The sequence below is a fragment of the Alteromonas sp. CNT1-28 genome, assembly GCF_022348345.1.
Classification (GTDB): Bacteria; Pseudomonadota; Gammaproteobacteria; order Enterobacterales; family Alteromonadaceae; genus Alteromonas; species Alteromonas macleodii.
The window spans coordinates 59,482-77,420 of record NZ_JAKREZ010000008.1; the positions used below are offsets into that span (position 1 = coordinate 59,482).

Consider the following 17,939-nt stretch of genomic DNA (forward strand, 5'->3'; position numbering starts at 1 on the left):
ATCAGTTGTAGTGAGGCATTAATGATCATGGCCTGCCTCCGATTTTTCCAAATCTGCTTTAATTATGTAGCTATTGGAAGCCACGACGCGTTCGCCTGCTTCAAGGCCACTGATAACCTCGATATAGTGACCATCTGAGACACCAAGCTCTACCGCTCTGGGCGCATACTCATCACCCTCAACCACAAAAACAACTTGTTTGGCTTCATACTCTTGCACAGAAGATAGAGGAACCGAATGACTTACTGACTTAGTTGACGTCGTAACTTGTGCTTTGACCAGCGTACCGAGTGGCCAATATCCAGTACTATTATCGACAGCTACATTGGCAAGAGAGTGTGGATTGCCATCAGCTGAAGGCGTAATATATGCAATCTTGGAGGTTTGGTTGAAACCTGCGTGGCTTAGTTCAACTGACTGTCCAACCTTGATGCTGCTAAGCATTTGTGAAAAAACGGTCAGCTGTGCCCATACGTTTTTATAGTTAGCTAACGAAAAAAGTACTTGCCCGTTTGATAACTCACCATTATTCGCATGTCGCGCAATCACATTGCCATCAAAAGGTGACGTGATGGAATAACTTTTTAAACTCTCATTGGACTCAACAACCGCTAAAATATCACCTTTCTTAACGGAATCGCCAATGTTGACTTTTACATCTTTAATAACACCGTCAAACCGTGCTCTTATATGACTTAATGAGGCGGGGTCTGCACTAATTCGCCCATAAAGCGTACTCGTTAACGCAATATCGCGTGCGAGCACGGGAGTTGCAGAAATACCATTCTGAATTGCTGTTTCATTGCTCATTCTTACGACTTCACCTGCGTGATTGTCTTGATCGCTGGAACTTACATCACTGTGTTTACCTCCTGCGATTGCGGTTAGGCTATAAAGGCTAAGGGTGAAGATAGAAATAAGTACTTTTTGTATTGTGAATTTATTCATAATCATGACTTCTTATCGAAATGTTAGATGACTGCTGCCAATTGCTTTTGTGACTTGGGTGAAATGAGTCATCATTGTGCTCATTCGTCAGCGCGAGACCTGTGAGTGTTTCAATTTCTGTTTTGCTTAAGTGAACTTGAGACGCTGCCTCTATTAATGTCAGCCGGGTTGTCAGAAATTCTTGTCGAGTAGTTACCCATTCCAAGTAGCTGAAACGGCCCTCCAAATAGGCGTTCTCGACTAAATCTAACGCGCCCTTTAACGGAGGAATCACCTTGCGCTGAAGTGTGTCAATCTCTAGCAATGCTCGTGTATGTTCGCCTAACGCTTGATTAACTGAATGTAATAGGCTTCGAACGTTGCTTTGTCTTTGCTGCTCTATTGCGTCAAGACGTGCCCTGTTTGCTTCATATTCACCAAGGTTTCGTTCTTTTTGAAACAATGGAACGCTTACTCCGGCAACCAGTGCTGTTTCATCAATACCTTGCATTCTGCGAAGCCCCGCTGACCACTCAATATCAGCGCGGTTATTCGCTTGCACTAAACGAAGCTGCGCCGCTTGCACACGGCTTTGTTTAGCGTATAGGTCAATGTGAGGGCTATTTTGGATTGCGACTGCCAGCGCATCAAACGACTCAATCTTATTAAAAGCAAAAAGATCGCCTTCCACACGCTTAAAGCTCGGTACCTGCTCCCCCCACATGATGGATAAACTGCGCAAGGCAAACGTTAGGTCCTGTTGAGCTAGATTAACATCGAGCTTTGCTTGGGCCAGCGCAGCTTGGGCACGTTTTTGTTCTAACAAGGGGGACGCGCCTGCTTCAACGCGTTTCGTTACGGCATTCAATGTATAAAGTGCAAGTGCCTCTGCATCTTTTATGACGTCTAAGTTCGCCTGCAATACGAGTACTTTGATGTAACGACGATTAAGCTCACCGAGGATATCTAAGGTGAGTATTCGCTTTTCAACATCTTGCTGTATTCTTCGTTCAGAGAGTACATTCAACCTTGCTGCTGGCTTATCATTGAGCTGTAACACTGATGATAATGTCAAGGTAACTTCAAGCTCTTTGAGACCTGATACCTCGCCAGTTCCCAAAAAGTTCTCTAATTCAACCCCTGCATTCAATGCGGGTTTAAGCGCCGCCGTTTTTGACTCTCCGTCTATAACACGTTGTTTAAATTTAAACTCATACAGACTTGGATTATTGGCAAGTGTTAGTCTAATAGCGTCCTCAAGAGTCAGCGTTTCTCGTATGGGCGCTTGGACACTTTTGTCTACAAATCTGTTGGTTTTCGCCGCATGAGCGGTCGGTGGACTGAGTAATAAGCCCAGTATGCAACTGCACACAATGGCAGATGCATGCCCGAAAATAGGAAACATTTTCATTGGAATATCCTAATAATTTATCAATATTTAGCATCGCGAGTGTTATCAGCGCGGTGCTATCGAAAAAACGTACTAGGAAGTAATTTTGGGGGGGCGAAGTAAGCGGTTAATAGGTGCGTCAATTACCGCATCTAAATAGTTGAAATTGTGGACTGAAACCACTGTTTTCAGACTGTTGATATGACTCTGACTGACCCATTGTGCATGTGTGCCATGGCAGTGGCCGCAATGGTGACAATCAGCAGGATTGTGGTGCTCTGTACTTACTTTATCACTGGTTTCATTGGCAGACAGCTCAGACTGCACTTGCTCGTGCTCAGAATGCTTATGCTCGTGTTGCAAGTGCTGAATGTCTATTGCATGAAAATCTAACGAATTCGCCACAGCAGAAAACGACTGAAAGAGTATCAGCGAGATCACGATGTAACTTATGCGTTTTAGATTTTTCATGTATGAAAGGTTACCAAACCTAATTCACTTCGTCACGACATTGTTCATTAGCAAACTCCAGCTCAACTGTCGTATGTTCAAATTTATACTTTTCTAACGAACTGTGTATGTTTTCTTTGAGTGATTGGAGGTGCTCAAGACTGACATCTTCATCAAGAACAAGATGGACCGTCATTACGTTACGCTCACCGTCTAGAGACCAAATATGAAAATGATGAAGATCACTTACCTTATCGTTTGCCAGTAAATCGCTTCGAATCTTTGAAAGCTGTTCTTCATCGGGCGTTGCTTGCAAAAACAGCATTAGGGTTTCTTTGAGATTGCGGAACACATTGAAAAGGATGAACAAAGTAAAGCCAATGGATAAGATTGGATCTAAAATAGGCCAAGGCTTAAACATTAAGACGATGGACACGATAAATACTGCTACCCAACCAAGCACATCTTCCAGCAAATGCCAGTTGAGGACTCGCTCATTTAATGAGTCTCCCTCACTCAGTTTATAAGCCGCAAAGCCGTTTACTGCCATCCCAAAGATAGACAATAAAACCATCCCTTCAACTTGGGGCATTTCAGGCTCAGCCAAACGAGGTATCGCTTCAAGCAATATCCAAATGGAGCCTACCGTCAGCACAATACCGTTAATCAATGCACCGAGTAAGGAAAATCTTTTGTAGCCGTATGAGAATGTTTGATTAGAATCTTTATCGCTAAGCTTGTTTAATCCCCACGCTGTACCAATGGAAAGACTATCACCCAAATCGTGCACTGCGTCAGCCATAATAGCGGTGCTGTTGGTAAGCCATCCACCAATGAATTCAATAACAGTGAACACCACATTTAAGAAAAACGCCCATCCAATACGTTTAGACGCGTCGGTTGAATTCTCTTGCGAGTGTGAATGGTTATGACTGTGCATTTCTAATTTTTTCCAATATGGCTTTGTTTTCGGGTGAAATAGACATTGACTTGAATGGACTCACGTTTGCCCCACCAGTATTGCCCTCAGGCAATAAGCCAATTGGAGTTTTAGTCAGCGCACCTAGCATTCTAAAAATTTGTCCAAATATCTCTTTAAGGTCGCGGCGTTCTATTCCAAATTTAAGCATTTCATAATGCACTCGTGTGTGGTGGTATGTTGAGTGCTGACCGATGACATGAGCATCCTCTAAGGCCTTAAATCCTGCTTTATTGTCATTGTTCGAAAGGGATTGATGCGCGGCGCTCAGTTTTTGAAGTATGTAAGGTTTTGCTGCTTGAGTGAAATTCATACGATCTCTCCATTCGTCGAGCTGTTTTCACGGAATTCCTGTCTGGCGTCTTTTAGAATTAAGACTGCGCCTCGTAACACAACGATAGACACAATAAAACCTATGACCAAATCAGGCCAACGAGTATCGAATAGATAAACCATCACACCCGCCAATATCACTCCTATGTTTGCAATGACGTCGTTTGCCGAGAATATCCAACTTGCTCGCATATGCACCTCGCCATTTTTTTGTTTTCTGATTATCGCCAAACATATAACGTTAGCGATAAGTGCAACACCGCCCATGCCCATCATAAGCATAGATTCAGGCCCACTTCCAAAGGTTGCGCGACGAGCTATGTCAAACAAAATTAATAGGCCTAATGCCAATTGAAAATATCCACTTACCTTTGCAGCATTGGCTTTGTGAACAATTGTTTTCCCTACTGCATATATACCAACACCGTAAACGACTGCGTCAGCCAACATATCAAGGGAGTCTGCAATAAGTGCTGTTGAGTCAGCGAGTAACCCTACACTCATTTCAATGATAAACATCACAGCATTGATGCCCAATAGCCAGTAGAGAACTGCCTTTTGTTCTTGGTCTTTTATCTCAATTTCGCACCCACAACCACTCATAAAAACACTCGCTTTACTCACCTATAACGCGAGTGTAAACTCTATACTTGGTATAGAGTCAAGCTTTAGGCAAGTTAAAATGAAAATTGGGCTTCTGGCAGCTAAGACAGGGTTAAGTATTCAGACAATTCGTTTTTATGAGCGTAAATCACTATTGGCTGCACCTGAGCGAACGGCATCGAATTATCGAAGCTACTCTGAAGATGCACTGAAGCAGTTATTGTTTATAAAGCAATGTCGCGCATTAGATATGACAATCGAGGAAATTAAATTAGTACTGGAAACCCGAGCAAACCCAGAGAATAGCTGCGAAAACGTTAATACTACAATAGATAAGCATGTTGACGATATCGAACATCGGATAGCTGAATTAAAAGTACTACAAGAAACACTGATTTCAATTCGTTCTGCTTGCGATCATGATAAGAAGGTTAAAGAGTGCGGGGTATTGCATCAATTAGATAGCATTGCAGAAGTGTGTTCTTCTAGTACGGAGAATTAGTCTCGAATTATCAGTTTTATGTTGGAGCTTTGTCATAGGTATTCGGCTAAAGCAGCCATTCAATTTTTATTAGTAGCATGACCGTTGATTACCTCATTCGTGTCATTAAAATCTTAATGAGCCAAGGTCTGCTTCACGTGCACAAGAGACTGTCAATTTTGGTCTAGCTCTATCTCTGAAAGTGTCAGGTTAAGTGACGACTAATCCAGTTTAGCGTGTTAACACCAAGCGACTTTGTCGTATCTTAATTACCAAGCGATTCTGTCGGTCATTTTTTTATGTGCCTGTTAGTGTTTTGTTTTTTGAATACTAGAAGGCATGTTGAGGATGATTGTGATGGATTCTAAAGCTCAACTCACCGTTGATATAATAGCTAAAGTGGTTGAAGGTAAAATATCGATTGCCAATGCTACCAAGTTACTCAATAAATCCCGACGTTCAATTGAACGCTATATAAAACGCTATCAAGAAGTCGGTATTCAGTTTGTGGTGCATGGTAATTGCGGTAAATCACCCCCGAATAAAACGCCTATTTCGATAAAAAAAGCCGTTCAAGCGTTAATTAAGGATAAGTATTTTGATTTGAATTTACTGCACTTAGCCGAGCAGTTGGCTGAGAATGAACACATTGTTGTTAAGCGTGAGACCTTACGTGGTTGGGCGCACGATATTCATCATGTAAAGCGAGCTAAGCGTCGTCGTAGCCATGTTCGTAAACGCAGAGAACGTATGGCCGCACCGGGCTTAATGATGCAAATGGATGGTAGTCCGCACCGTTGGTTTGGTAACAAAAAGCATTGTCTCATTGCGATGATAGATGATGCCACCAGTGAAGTTTATGCTGAATTCTTCCCATCAGAGACCACCGTTGGATGTTTGAAAGTCATGCGTGACTGCCTTGAAAAGAAAGGTGTGTTTAAAACACTTTATGTGGACAGAGCCGGAATCTATGGTGGGCCTAAGCGTTGTAACTTCTCACAAATGCAACGCGCTTGTGAGGAGCTGGGCATTGAAATTATCTTTGCCAATTCCCCACAAGGTAAAGGGCGCGTTGAACGAGCGTTCGAAACCTTCCAAGACAGGTTGGTGCCCGAACTTAGGTTGAACAATATCAACGATATCGCCGCTGCCAATGCTTACCTTAAGCATGTCTTCATTCCGCAGTTCTGGCAGTCGAAAGTCCAAGTGAAATCAAAGCAAGCACCTGAATTTACGCCTCTGTCAAAACACATCAACCTTGATGATATCTGCGTCATTAAAGACCATCGTAAAATACGTAACGACCATACCTTCAGTTATGGCAACAAATTCTACCTCATTGATTCACCGCTCAAGCACTCCATTGCCAATCAGAAAATCGAGATAAGGAACACGAGTAAAAAAGGGTTTACCGCTCACTTCGCTGGTCGCAAACTGAAGATCTCGGAAGTTAATGAGCCAAGCAAACTGGCATCAGAAGACTTGGCAGTACAGAAGAAACTTGAAGTATTAGCGTTAATCGAAAAGCTCGGAAGCGTCAGTGCTGCATCACGCCAAAGTGGCGTCTCACGAGACACTATTCATCGGCACTTAAGAATGGTTAAGCGAGGTGGCCCTGATGCGCTAAAACGGCAAGAAACGCCTAACATACGGCATAAAAACTGTGTAGATATGGAAATCGAGAAAGCGGTAATCGAGTTCTCTCTTGAACATCCTCACCTTGGTCAGCAGAAGGTGGCACATAAGCTAACAGAAGCATTAGGCATTGATGTTAGCCCAAATGGCGTGCGCAGTATGTGGTTGAGAAATGATATGAATACAACCGCACTGAGAATTGAGAGATCACTAGCTTTGCATGAATCAGCATAATAAATAGCCAGTTGTTTAACTGACTACTTTTCAATTACAACAACTGTTGCCCTCTTGAATTGGAGGGCACTTCACTGTTCCATATGAGCAATAAACGCAGCAGTCGCCGCTCAAAGGCTTTAGCAGTGTTTTACATTTAGTGCATTCATAAAAAAATTGGCATGCAGTGGTTGGCATTTCTTCTTGCTGGCTGTAATCGCAATGTGGGCAAGTAATCGTCGATGAGAGTTCTATTTTCGCCATAGTTTTGTGTTCCTCTGAGGGTTTCAATATCGTTCAACTAGCGACGGCCTTACGACTTCACTAATGAAGGATAACCAGCATTCTTTGTAGCCTTTGTTAGTGCATCAGGATTTGTTATCTCATCGTCAAATGTTACAACAGCAAGTTTATTTTCAAATGTCACTTCCACTTGTTTAACGCCTTTAACGCGCTCAAGTGCTTTTTCTACTGTTATCGGGCACGTTACACAATCCATAGACGGAACTTCTAACGTAACAGTTACATCTTTTGCAAACGTCGCCGTGCTGCTTATCAACAATAAAGTTGTAATCAATAACTTCTTCATTTTTCTCTCCAATTAGAGTTAAGTGGTAGCACCTACACGACCCATATGATCCAGTAGTTGCTGGTAACAAAAACAAACGCCAACAGTGTGGTAAACCAAAATACTGCTTTTCGTCGTGTTCTTACCTTTGGGACTGCACAAGCCTCGTCATCCGCACAGTTTTCAACAGGCTGATGTATCTTCCACCCAGCAAAGCCAAATAAAACTACAACCACGAATATAAAAATAGGACGATAAGGGTCTAAGAGTGTTAAATGACTAATCCATGAACCACTTATACCCAATAAAAGTAAAACAAGAGGCCCGGCACAGCAGGCACTTGCACCGATTGCTGCGGCAAGCCCGCCTAAGATTGATAGTTGACTACTTTTTGCCATATTTACGTTTATTACACTGTTCTTTTAAGCACAGCATAAACTCCGTATATGGGTACGGAGTCAAGTGATGAGTCATTTTACGGTTGAAGTGACTGAATGATTGGGCAATCTTTATCACTTGGATTAGTTTTACAGTCTGAAATGAGCGAGACAAGGCTGTCTTTAAGGTTAAGCAAATCTCTTAACTTATCTTCAATTACTGCAAGCTTTTGCTCAGCGAGTTGCTGAACATCTTCACAATTACTAGCACTTAATATTAATAATGATGATATTTCCGCCAATGTAAAACCTAAATACTGTGCACGCTTTATGAACAATAGTCTTGAAAGTGCTTGTTCTGTATATTGCCTGTATCCCTGTATCGGTTTGATGGGTTGTTCAAGTAAGCCTTTGCGTTCATAGAAACGAACGGTCTCTACACCAACATTTGCCTCTTTGGCGAGTTTACTGATTGTATACATTGGCTACCTTTAATATTCTGGTTAATTCAATAATATACAAAACGTCTAATTAACTCATGCTTCAAAGGAAATATTTGCATATTTATTGAAGTGGATAATACTAACTGTTACCTTAAATGCGACAAAGTCGCTCGGTAATTAGACCGACATAATCCCTTGGTAATCACACTAATCCAGTTTAGCGGACTTCTTCAAAGGCGCTACTTTACATCTTCTTCTATTGGAATAGATTCCCAATAGTTGTTCCACCAATCGAGCGGCATTAGTTTTATTGATACTTCAAAGTGCTTTTCAAACAACCGATAAGTCTTGTCAACGTATTTGCAGGATCTATACAAGTAGTCGGGGTCGAGCGGCACGTCTAGTAGAGCAGGAATCAAGTGGTGCTTATGTAGTGGATTTTTGCAACGAGTCATATTGTAAACTGAAACATGGGGCCACATGCTATGCGCCACTTGGCTAAAGGGCGTGTAAGCAAAATTATAAAGGTCTTCGCAATCTGCCTCTTGCGCCATTTTCCTACAATTTAAATTCGACCACGTTCCAACATCCACTTCGACAAAAAATTCATTGCGTTGTGAATTAATCCAATGCTCTCTAAACTCTATCATTTGTTGAAGATCTTCTTTGTCTTCTTGATATTCCTCCTTTTCTAACAGGAGCTTGTAGTGTTCGATAAGTAACTTTGCTTCACCCAGACCATGCATAATGTATTTATGGGGTCGCTCTTCCAAATCATCCATCATCCACGCAAGCGTGATATATAAATCGGTCATAGAGCGTAAGAATAATGGTGCAGAATGTCCGTTCCATGTTGAGGGAGCTTGAGCCAACTCGATGGAGAGAGTAATTTGTCGAGATAAAAGACCACCAATGGCAGATAATGCCTCCAGTTTATCCGCGGGAATTTTAACTTTAGTCCAAACTTCATCGAAACTGTCCACTAGATAATCGACGTAGCCACTTACTAATTCTTCAATATCCATTGTCGCATCCATCTAAATCAAAAGCCTCATTCCAAAAAGTCTCTGGCCAATTGTTTTCAGGAACCCCTATTTCTTTCAAAAAAGAAGCTGCTGCAAATCCGTTGATATGAGCGCGAGCAAAACTTGCAACACGCTTTGCATCATCAGACTCTGGCGCTTTGAATATTGCATTGAAGTCAGGCAAGTCGATATGAGCAGAAATTTTCATTCGCCCAGATATTATCTCTGCGTAAACCGCAGTAACCTGAACTTTGGTCGCTTTTGATGACAGTCTATCCAAAAGCGCCTCTACATCCTCTTTCAGCATTTCAATGGCATCTTCACGGTCAACACCATACTGGTGCTCAGAAAAAAGAAACGCTAATGGATAGCTCTTTAATAAGTGATACTGATGTTCGAGATTACTTAAAACGTCGTTGAAATATGGTTTCGTTCTTAATGTCTCATACAATTCATTCTTTTTTGAATCTGACAGAGTTGTATAGCTACCCATGTATTGAAGCGGCGCAATTTTTTCACCCTCAAAGCAGTTATACGCAGTATCAATAAAATCAACAATGACTTTAGTTGCATTCCTATCGCCAAGACGAAGATATAATGACGACATCCAAATTAAGCACGGAAGCCGGTCGTTTACAAACGATGTTTCTCTCATCTTGTCGATTTGCATTAAAGGGGGGATGAACTTTTTGCCCACTTTTTTATGATCTTTTAACACCTTTCCTTGGTGGTTACTTTTTTTCATTCTTTTTTTCTACTTCACTTAAGTGATTTTGCAGGGAGCGGATATCTCAGCTCTACATTCTTCGTATGAATTTCACGTTGATCTCGCCTGATATCATGAAAATACCAAATATTAAATTTTCGCTCATAGTCCCAAGTGTCGTGTTTGAGCGAGTCCCAGCCTAAATATGATGCAATATGATTCGCCATATCTCGCTTTCTATCAGAGGTTACTTTTCCTTGAAACGCGCTCATAACTGCTCCCAACAGAAAGTCAGCCAGCTGTATTTGCTGAGAATCTTTTGAGTCTTTAGTCACAACTGTTTGAATCAGAGCATCACCGCCTAATTCTTGTTTTAGGATATTGTTAGCGATTGTATGAAACGCTTCGTCAGCCTTATTGTATCGCGACGGTAATGGGTCGACTTCGACTCGAAATTCTGATAACTGATTAGGATGTGCTTTTTTAACTGCTTTTATTTTTGAAGAAATAAGAGTTGTGAAGTGTTTTCGCATTGCAAGGTCGTAGTCACCGTCATGAAATGATTTATCTACCAATCCTTTTCTAATAACTATGCAATGAAAAGCCAGCCACGCGTGTTTGAAAAATACATCGGCAAGCTCTTTGTAAAAATCAATGTTATTTTTCTGATGAGCACGTTGCCATTTAATTTCGTTTGTATATCGATACTTTTCCCTAAGATTTCTGATGATACGAACAAAATCGCCGCGACGTTGGTACTTCATCCACAAGGAACCAAAACCGTAGTATACCTGCCCATCTATACCAGATTCGTCACAGGCAATATGCCAAATTAGCTTTCCTTTTGCCATTTATACACGCCTCCGTATGCATAATCATATTAAACAATGCAACATATAGTATTAGCAAGTTTAACTTTTAGTCAGGTAGGCGATGTTGTGAAAATTTGGACCTATTGACCCGTTAAGCGCTGATTGCACCAAACATTCCTGAACGACCGGAGTACGTACTTTTCTGCCGTTTAATTACAAATATTTGAACGGCTGCTTTTGGCACATATGCGACCCTCAGATTTGATTGAGTCCTATTATTCGAATCTGACAGATCAAGTTTAGACTGATTCACATCAGAATCACATTAGACTCACATTAGATGAATTAAGTAAGCACCTAACTTTCGGGTATGGACTTGATCACTTCCTCGATTTCACTGTTACCACTCAAGCGTGCGAGATCGATAAGATAACCTTTTTCTAGCTTATCCAAAGTGTGTCCTTCAAGTCGCGCTTTTACCTCTTCAACATCACCATTGGCAATAGAAGTTTTAAGCGCTGCATGATTATTTAACGAGCGGTCTTCTGTTTTTTCAGCTGAATCATTCGCAGTCATAGTTAGTCCTTAATCTTTACTCAGTAAAAAATGAAAAATCTCATATACCCTTTGTAGTTAAACACTACGCCAAACGATCAACGCTTCAAGCTACCCAAATTTCAAACTGCCAAGGTTCAAGCTTACAGACAGAACCAGCTTCAAAATTTCGCTTCTCCTCATGCTGCCATTGTGTATATTCGTCTTCAAACAATGGTTCTTCAAAGGTTACTTCTAGCTGCTCATTTGAAAAATTAATCAGAACGAACACTTTTTCATTTTCACTACAACGTACAAAACTAAAAACCTTATCCATCTCAGAATTTGGTACCTGAATCATTCTTGCCCCGTACTCTCCGTTCCCTAGCACGGCTTTGGACTTTTTAAGAGCAATTAGCTTGCGGTACAAGTTGCCTATTTCATGTTCTTGCCAGTGTATTGGATCGCGCTCAAAGAACGCTAAACGCTTGGTTTCCCCAGCTTCTTGCCCGTTGTGAATGAGCGGCATACCTTCACCTACCACCGACAACGCAATGCAGGCTTCAAGCGCATCACCAAATTGTTCGCGCTGAGTGCCATCCCAGGCATTTTTGTCATGATTACTAACGAAGGTCATTCTGTAAGCGGAGTGAGGCCAGCTGCGTTCGTTCCACGAATAATACTTGCGCAACCTATCCAGCGAACATTGTCCGTGTGCGAGTTCGTGTAGCGTCTCGTTCCAACTCCATGCGTATGTCATATTGAACGCATTTTCGTGAAGATCTCGATTCTCCCATTCAGCCAACATGAAGACTGGTTTGATTGCGCTTAGCGTTTGCACTGCTTGCTGCCAAAAATCGTTGGGGACATACCCCGCTACATCACAGCGAAACCCATCAATGTCGAACTTTTCAACCCAATAACACAACGCGTTAATCATGTATTTGCGAAGGCCAACGTGTTCATAATCAAACTCTATGATATCGCTCCAATCCCACCACGGAGATGGACGAAAATCTCCTTTGTAGTCTTTGGCGTACCACTCGGGGTGCTGTTCAACCAAAGGATTATCCCACGCACTGTGATTTGGCACCCAGTCTATGATAACTTTTAGCGAAAGCTTGTGCGCTTCATCCACCAGCGCTTTGAAATCCTCTTCGCTACCAAATTCAGGGTTAATGGCCAGATAGTCTTTTACTGCATAGGGACTTCCAAGCTCTCCCTTTTTATTCTTTTCACCAATAGGGTGTACAGGCATAAGCCAAACAATATCAGCGCCAAGTGATTTAATGTGGGATAACCCCTTTCTCACTCCTTCAAAATTACCTTGCTCTGAAAACTGTCGTGTGTTGACCTGATAAATAACAGCGTGAGATGACCATTCTGGCTGAAGCACGTTATATCGTTTCTTAGGAACAGGATTGATATCCATATTATCTTTCCTTATCGAGATTAGCGTTTAGAAGAAGAATCTGGTTCTGCGTCGCGTTACTTTAGGCTTCAAATTGCAGCGAGCTGGGCTTTTAACTGCCGCAAGCTCGTGGCTTAAAGAATAGGTAAACTTGTAACACCTAAAATTAGTACCCAAATACCGAAAAAAAGTTTTAGACGCTGAACCGAAAATGCTAAAACAACAAACTTTGCAATCGTTCCACCGACTATTGCACCTGCCCCAGCAAACAAAACAACCTGCCATACCACAGACTCGCTTATAAAAGCGTGATACGGCAATGCAGACCACACAGTAAAAGCCGACAAGATAACCGCGCTGGCAATAGACAAAGTTACATTAAACCCTCGAATTATGAGGTAAACAGCGACTAACTCTCCTACTCCTACCGAAAGCCACGCGGTGATAATGCCTCCTAAAAAACCAATGAAAGGTAAAAGCAAAAGATCTTTCGTATGTAAGTCTTTTTTGAAATGGGTACGCTTCATTAGCGGAATAGAAGCAAATATTGCGATTGCTAATAGAATAGAAAAACTACCAAAAGCGATGTGAAGGTTATTGGCCCCACCCCACAAATGCTCTAGAAGCCTTGTACTTTGAGATGAATACTGAGCGAATCCTATGCCGCATATTGACGAGGGAACCGTTAACATCAGTACACTGGGTAATGCTTTCCAATACTGATCATACTTGTGTTGGTGTTTATAATACGCGGCCCAAGTTAGTGCCCCCGCGGTCATACCACAGCATTGGATGGCGAAACTCGTTGCCACAACGCTTTGCGCAGAAAATGACAGGTAGTTAAAAAACGGAACGAAAACCACGCCACCGCCAGCTCCAGTGGCATTCGCAAATATAGCACCAATAACGCCAAGAACGCTGAAAAGCCCGAACTCTTTAACAAGCTCAATAGGGGCTGGTTGCGCTAGCAAACTGCCGATCCATAAAAATAAAAGTACTATCAACGCTGTTTTACCAGCGTTTTGCTTGATGAGAGAAATCACATACGTCCTTAAGGCAGAAAATACGGCAAGTTACACGGCATGACTTTTCTAAGTACGCAGCCAACTAGCACCTGTACAATTTTCATACTATTGTTATCCCACTACGTATAAGGTTTTACTTACACAGATATCATATACAGCATTTTAAAAAACATGGTTGAAGTATCTACATTTGAGCACCAGGTGCAACTGCATCTTTCGCCAAACCGCTCAGCAACATGGCAACAGACAAAGCACCTTATTGCAGCTTTTGCCCTTTTTATCAGCTCGATAGCTATTGCTTGGTCACTGGCCGGTGCGTGGGTCATATTACCTTTTGCAGGATTGGAGGTCGGGTTACTGGCACTGATTATGTATTTGGTTTCTAAAGCAACATACCGCTGGGAGACGCTCTTAATTTCATCAAACAGCATTCAAGTCACTAGCTCGAACGGTATCAGCATAGAATTCTTCCGCCCTGATACGTCCTTGTACTATAAAAAAGACTTGAGCTTAAAATGTGCGCCACAGCTTGTGCTACAAGCCCCTCTGCAGCAATTTGAAGTGGGATCATTTTTAAATTTAGAAGACAAAGAGCGTGTCCATAAATGTATGCAAAAGGCGGGGATCGCAGTATGTTCGAATAAGTGGTGGTAATTCGTGTTGCTTTGAAATGCAACCAATGCGTAAGGCTCCTTATCGTGCATGACACAAAATTAATGATCATTGTGGCTATTTTCGACTAATTAGATATAAGACGCAGCTATAACGAGTTGCGACCTAATGAGGGTTACACTATGAACTTATACATCGAGTCACTAGAAGGCGGCAATTACCTCGCATCAACCGGTATGGGCGCCTCACGCACCTTGGTTCGCGACAACAAGTCACAACCTAAAACGTTTCACTGTTTGAACGAGATTAGGGAGCATTTTGACTCTCAAGCCTTTGAGAAAGTTTGGCTCCGTCAAAGCACACCGTATGAAGAAATGGTTGGTCAAACCGATCATCCCGGTGCGTTAGAGCTTGAAATTGAGTGGTAGCGACTTGCAGGTGTCCTAGCAAGTAAGACCAATAGTTTTCAATGTTCCATGCACCACTTAGCACGTTTTTTGCGTACAACTAATGTGACGTAAATTAAAACGGTATTTTATTGAATTAGAAACAGTAAGAATGGTCTTCTTCTGTAGTTAATAAAATACCTACATGCTAAGGAGAATTGCATGAAAATAAGTGAGTTAGCTATTAAATCTGTGTTTGTGGCTGCCGTGTTAGCCTTGACGGCGTGCGCTTCGATGGGCGACGGAACTGTTGCTGAAAAGCGACAAGCTATTTTAGATATGCAAGATAACGCGCTCGCCCGCCTTTATTCTGAAAAGCCCGATACGCGCTCTCAGGTAAAAGACGCTGCCGGCTACGCCGTATTTACCAATGCTAACATCAACGTATTCTTTGTGGCGGCGGGCACAGGCTACGGTGTTGTAAACAATAATGTAAACGGCGCAAAAACATATATGAATATGGCCGAAGGTGGTGTAGGCCTTGGCTTAGGCGCAAAAGATTACCGAATTGTTATGGTTTTCCACACACAAAAAGCGATGAATCACTTTATTGAAAATGGATGGACCGTAGGTGGCAACGCGGATGTAGCAGCGAAAGCCGGTAACAAAGGCGCATCTGCAGAAGGCGAAGGGTACTTGGGTAACGTCACAGTGTATACTATGACTGAAAGCGGCCTTACATTACAGGCCACTGTTAAAGGCACGAAATTTTGGGTAGATAAAGAACTAAACTAATTCCGCCCTAACTATTCCTAACCATATTAGCGATTAGCGCTCCAACACACCGAAGGCCTCTTGAATGCAAGAGGCCTTTTTATTTTTTCTGCACAACTGCCCGCTACCGCTCTAAACCTTTACAATAAAAATATCCCGCGGCTCTTGACTAATATCGCAAAGACTCGCCAATCCAGGAAAATGCTTAGCACTTTTCAGACCTTTATTTGCGTAATATTGCGCAGTGTATACATCGGCTGAGTAAGTATTATTGGACATCCAAACGCCAGAAGCATTATTGCAAGCTGCCATACAGACTTTTTTATACTAACCATAACGCTTTCCATTCTAGGTATATAAAACCACGTGGTTTTGCGGTGTTGATTTTTTTCGCTGTTTAGTGAGCGATTACTTGAAAATGCAATGGAATTAAAAGAAGACCACAACCCTGAACTGCGTTTGTTGGGTATTGTTGTTAATCAATTCAATAGCCAAGCAAAGCTTCCAAGAGAGTTAATTGAGACACTTAAGCAGCAAGATTTGCCAGTGTTAGAAAGTTATATAAGTGCCACGGTAAAAGTGAAAGAGTCTCACTCTAAGCGAATGCCGCTGCCTTTCTACTTACCTAAGCACAAAGTGACGAATCAAATTGCGGCTTTATTTGAAGAACTCAATGCGAGCAAAACCTAACGCTAACAAGTTTCGCTAAACATCAATATCAATATGCTTAAGCCCACCCTCGCTGTTACCTCGCTCTTTATCTTTCGAGTTTTCAGCTGATTTTTCGATAATCTCAGTTCGCTTCACGTCTTGAAACTGATCGCGCTCTTCTTCACTAAAATGCTCGGTCTTTTTGGTCTTTTGCACTTTCTTCACGCGGTCGTCCGTCTCAATCGGCACTTTTGTGTTGCGAGGCAAAATGGGAAACAGTAGATCGTTGCTCATACGCCCTCCAGAAGTTTGCATTTGTCTCTATAACTTATCGGCAACGAGTTGCCAAAAATTACGGTTTAAAACTAATTCATAACGAATTGTTTTATTATATACACATTAAATTAGAGTTAATGTGCCAAAAGAGTTCACTTTAACCTTGCAAATCCTAATTCAAAACGCTAATGTTTCAGCCGTTCGAAATTAGGAATTAAAATTTTCAAAATGATTAACTGCGCGACGAAACATCACCATCACCACAAAGCATAACCTTTCAGGTTCGTGCTGGAAGGTCTATGTATCCTTCCAGTGGCGCAGATAAAACAAATTCTCGACCCTCGGAAGGAAACTTCCGGGGGTTTTTCGTTTTAGGCGCAATCAAAAGTTAAAACACAACGTGTAAGGAATGTTTCAATGAGTAACAGCAAAAGACTTCGAATTGCCGTACAGAAATCAGGTCGATTGAGCGATGACAGCATTGCCCTACTGAAAGCTATAGGCATTAAACTCAATATTCGTGATCGCCTGCTGATTGCGCATTCTACGAACCAGCCTATTGATTTGCTTCGCGTGCGTGACGACGATATTCCAGGTCTTGTTATGGATGGTGTAGTAGACCTAGGCTTTATTGGCGAAAATGAGCTAGAAGAGAAAATGCTAGAGCGTAAAGCTGCGGGCAAGCCATTCGAATATGAAGTATTGCGTCGTCTAGACTACGGCGGCTGCCGCCTGTCTATTGCGGTACCTAATGAGATGGATTATCAAGGAATCCAGTCGCTAGAAGGCAAAAAAGTAGCAACAACTTACCCCTACCTACTTGAGCGCTACTTCAAAGAACAGGGCATAAATGCAAAGGCTGTAATGCTACAAGGTTCTGTGGAAGTGGCTCCACGAGCAGGTGTAGCTGACGCTATCTGTGACCTTGTATCTACCGGTGCAACCCTTGAAGCTAACGGTCTTGTTGAAAAAGACGTTATTTTCCGCAGTAAAGCGGTACTTATTAAGCGCGCTGATGGCGAGCTTAGCGACGAGAAAGAAACACTGGTTAACCGACTAATGCCACGTGTTGATGGCGTATTATTAGCAAAAGAAAGCAAGTACATCATGCTACACGCACCAAAAGCGTATTTAGAGCAAGTGAAAAGCCTACTTCCAGGTGCTGAAAATCCTACGGTTCTACCACTTGCTGGAAATGAAGAACAAGTTGCTATCCACGTTGTTTCTACAGAGACCTTGTTCTGGGAAACCATGGAGAAACTTAAAGCCCTTGGTTGTAGCTCTATTCTTGTAATGCCAATCGAAAAAATGATGGGCTAAAAGGCAGG

Annotated in this window: 24 protein-coding genes and 1 other annotated feature; of the genes, 7 read left to right on the top strand and 17 right to left on the bottom strand. The window is 42.1% G+C overall.

The annotated features are described in order from the left end of the window. Positions 1–18 precede the first annotated feature (18 nt). The 6 genes from MHN02_RS07865 to MHN02_RS07890 all read right to left on the bottom strand — a co-directional run bounded on the left by MHN02_RS07865 (position 19) and on the right by MHN02_RS07890 (position 4,682). Positions 19–948, bottom strand: a complete 930-nt coding sequence (locus MHN02_RS07865) for an efflux RND transporter periplasmic adaptor subunit (protein WP_014951216.1) — start codon at positions 946–948, stop codon at positions 19–21. Beyond that, positions 941–2,338: a TolC family protein gene (locus MHN02_RS07870; RefSeq protein ID WP_014951215.1), complete on the bottom strand. Its 1,398-nt coding sequence runs from the start codon at positions 2,336–2,338 to the stop codon at positions 941–943. The genes MHN02_RS07865 and MHN02_RS07870 overlap by 8 nt, the downstream gene beginning before the upstream one ends. Positions 2,339–2,410: 72 nt before the next feature. Then, positions 2,411–2,788, bottom strand: a complete 378-nt coding sequence (locus MHN02_RS07875; protein WP_014951214.1) for a hypothetical protein — start codon at positions 2,786–2,788, stop codon at positions 2,411–2,413. Between the two features lie 19 nt (positions 2,789–2,807). Beyond that, on the bottom strand, positions 2,808–3,707 hold the full coding sequence (locus tag MHN02_RS07880; RefSeq protein ID WP_014951213.1) for a cation diffusion facilitator family transporter: 900 nt from the start codon (positions 3,705–3,707) through the stop codon (positions 2,808–2,810). Then, a complete protein-coding gene (locus tag MHN02_RS07885) occupies positions 3,694–4,059 on the bottom strand; it encodes a DUF3703 domain-containing protein (protein ID WP_014951212.1) in 366 nt (121 codons plus the stop codon). The genes MHN02_RS07880 and MHN02_RS07885 overlap by 14 nt, the downstream gene beginning before the upstream one ends. Next, positions 4,056–4,682 carry a cation transporter gene (locus MHN02_RS07890; RefSeq protein ID WP_014951211.1) on the bottom strand — a complete coding sequence of 209 codons (627 nt, stop codon included), beginning with the start codon at positions 4,680–4,682 and terminating at the stop codon, positions 4,056–4,058. The genes MHN02_RS07885 and MHN02_RS07890 overlap by 4 nt, the downstream gene beginning before the upstream one ends. Before the next feature lie 79 nt (positions 4,683–4,761). Here MHN02_RS07890 and cadR point away from each other — a divergent pair, with 79 nt between their 5' ends. Beyond that, on the top strand, positions 4,762–5,184 hold the full coding sequence (gene cadR / locus MHN02_RS07895; protein WP_014951210.1) for a Cd(II)/Pb(II)-responsive transcriptional regulator: 423 nt from the start codon (positions 4,762–4,764) through the stop codon (positions 5,182–5,184). Positions 5,185–5,511: 327 nt separating this feature from the next. After that, positions 5,512–7,032: an ISNCY family transposase gene (locus tag MHN02_RS07900; RefSeq protein WP_024016316.1), complete on the top strand. Its 1,521-nt coding sequence runs from the start codon at positions 5,512–5,514 to the stop codon at positions 7,030–7,032. A gap of 30 nt (positions 7,033–7,062) precedes the next feature. Here the strand turns inward: MHN02_RS07900 and MHN02_RS07905 are convergent, their stop codons facing one another. The 10 genes from MHN02_RS07905 to MHN02_RS07950 form a co-directional block, all read right to left on the bottom strand. Beyond that, positions 7,063–7,275, bottom strand: coding sequence for a GDCCVxC domain-containing (seleno)protein (locus MHN02_RS07905; RefSeq protein WP_080589192.1), 213 nt, complete (start codon positions 7,273–7,275; stop codon positions 7,063–7,065). Between the two features lie 49 nt (positions 7,276–7,324). Continuing rightward, positions 7,325–7,600, bottom strand: coding sequence for a mercury resistance system periplasmic binding protein MerP (gene merP, locus MHN02_RS07910; protein WP_014951208.1), 276 nt, complete (start codon positions 7,598–7,600; stop codon positions 7,325–7,327). 32 nt (positions 7,601–7,632) lie between these two features. Next, complete coding sequence (locus MHN02_RS07915; protein WP_014951207.1) at positions 7,633–7,977, bottom strand: mercuric transporter MerT family protein; 345 nt, start codon at positions 7,975–7,977, stop codon at positions 7,633–7,635. 77 nt (positions 7,978–8,054) lie between these two features. After that, positions 8,055–8,438 carry a MerR family transcriptional regulator gene (locus MHN02_RS07920; RefSeq protein ID WP_014951206.1) on the bottom strand — a complete coding sequence of 128 codons (384 nt, stop codon included), beginning with the start codon at positions 8,436–8,438 and terminating at the stop codon, positions 8,055–8,057. 200 nt (positions 8,439–8,638) lie between these two features. Next, a complete protein-coding gene (locus MHN02_RS07925; RefSeq protein WP_032096157.1) occupies positions 8,639–9,424 on the bottom strand; it encodes a DUF5677 domain-containing protein in 786 nt (261 codons plus the stop codon). Beyond that, complete coding sequence (locus MHN02_RS07930) at positions 9,414–10,169, bottom strand: hypothetical protein (RefSeq protein WP_032096156.1); 756 nt, start codon at positions 10,167–10,169, stop codon at positions 9,414–9,416. The genes MHN02_RS07925 and MHN02_RS07930 overlap by 11 nt, the downstream gene beginning before the upstream one ends. A 14-nt stretch (positions 10,170–10,183) precedes the next feature. Beyond that, entirely contained in the window at positions 10,184–10,981 is a 798-nt protein-coding gene (locus tag MHN02_RS07935; protein WP_014951205.1) for a DUF3800 domain-containing protein, read from the bottom strand. A gap of 318 nt (positions 10,982–11,299) precedes the next feature. Further along, on the bottom strand, positions 11,300–11,518 hold the full coding sequence (locus tag MHN02_RS07940) for a hypothetical protein (protein ID WP_061095423.1): 219 nt from the start codon (positions 11,516–11,518) through the stop codon (positions 11,300–11,302). Between the two features lie 85 nt (positions 11,519–11,603). Next, a complete protein-coding gene (locus tag MHN02_RS07945; protein ID WP_239245414.1) occupies positions 11,604–12,908 on the bottom strand; it encodes an alpha-amylase family glycosyl hydrolase in 1,305 nt (434 codons plus the stop codon). Between the two features lie 113 nt (positions 12,909–13,021). Then, positions 13,022–13,930 carry a sulfite exporter TauE/SafE family protein gene (locus tag MHN02_RS07950; protein WP_014976941.1) on the bottom strand — a complete coding sequence of 303 codons (909 nt, stop codon included), beginning with the start codon at positions 13,928–13,930 and terminating at the stop codon, positions 13,022–13,024. A gap of 153 nt (positions 13,931–14,083) precedes the next feature. On the opposite strand from MHN02_RS07950, the gene MHN02_RS07955 reads away from it, so the two are divergent. From MHN02_RS07955 to MHN02_RS07970, 4 genes are all read left to right on the top strand, one after another. Next, entirely contained in the window at positions 14,084–14,566 is a 483-nt protein-coding gene (locus MHN02_RS07955; protein WP_239245416.1) for a DUF2244 domain-containing protein, read from the top strand. 116 nt (positions 14,567–14,682) lie between these two features. Next, positions 14,683–14,952 carry a DUF6482 family protein gene (locus tag MHN02_RS07960; RefSeq protein WP_257721543.1) on the top strand — a complete coding sequence of 90 codons (270 nt, stop codon included), beginning with the start codon at positions 14,683–14,685 and terminating at the stop codon, positions 14,950–14,952. Positions 14,953–15,132: 180 nt separating this feature from the next. Further along, entirely contained in the window at positions 15,133–15,705 is a 573-nt protein-coding gene (locus MHN02_RS07965) for a YSC84-related protein (RefSeq protein ID WP_239245418.1), read from the top strand. A 372-nt stretch (positions 15,706–16,077) separates the two neighbouring features. After that, entirely contained in the window at positions 16,078–16,374 is a 297-nt protein-coding gene (locus MHN02_RS07970; protein ID WP_336246532.1) for a hypothetical protein, read from the top strand. A gap of 15 nt (positions 16,375–16,389) precedes the next feature. Here MHN02_RS07970 and MHN02_RS07975 read toward each other — a convergent pair whose 3' ends face one another. Further along, positions 16,390–16,629, bottom strand: a complete 240-nt coding sequence (locus MHN02_RS07975; RefSeq protein ID WP_049588649.1) for a hypothetical protein — start codon at positions 16,627–16,629, stop codon at positions 16,390–16,392. A gap of 230 nt (positions 16,630–16,859) precedes the next feature. Continuing rightward, positions 16,860–16,978 (top strand) — a sequence feature (His leader region). 50 nt (positions 16,979–17,028) lie between these two features. On the opposite strand from MHN02_RS07975, the gene hisG reads away from it, so the two are divergent. Then, positions 17,029–17,931 carry an ATP phosphoribosyltransferase gene (gene hisG / locus MHN02_RS07980; protein WP_014950027.1) on the top strand — a complete coding sequence of 301 codons (903 nt, stop codon included), beginning with the start codon at positions 17,029–17,031 and terminating at the stop codon, positions 17,929–17,931. Positions 17,932–17,939: the final 8 nt, after the last annotated feature.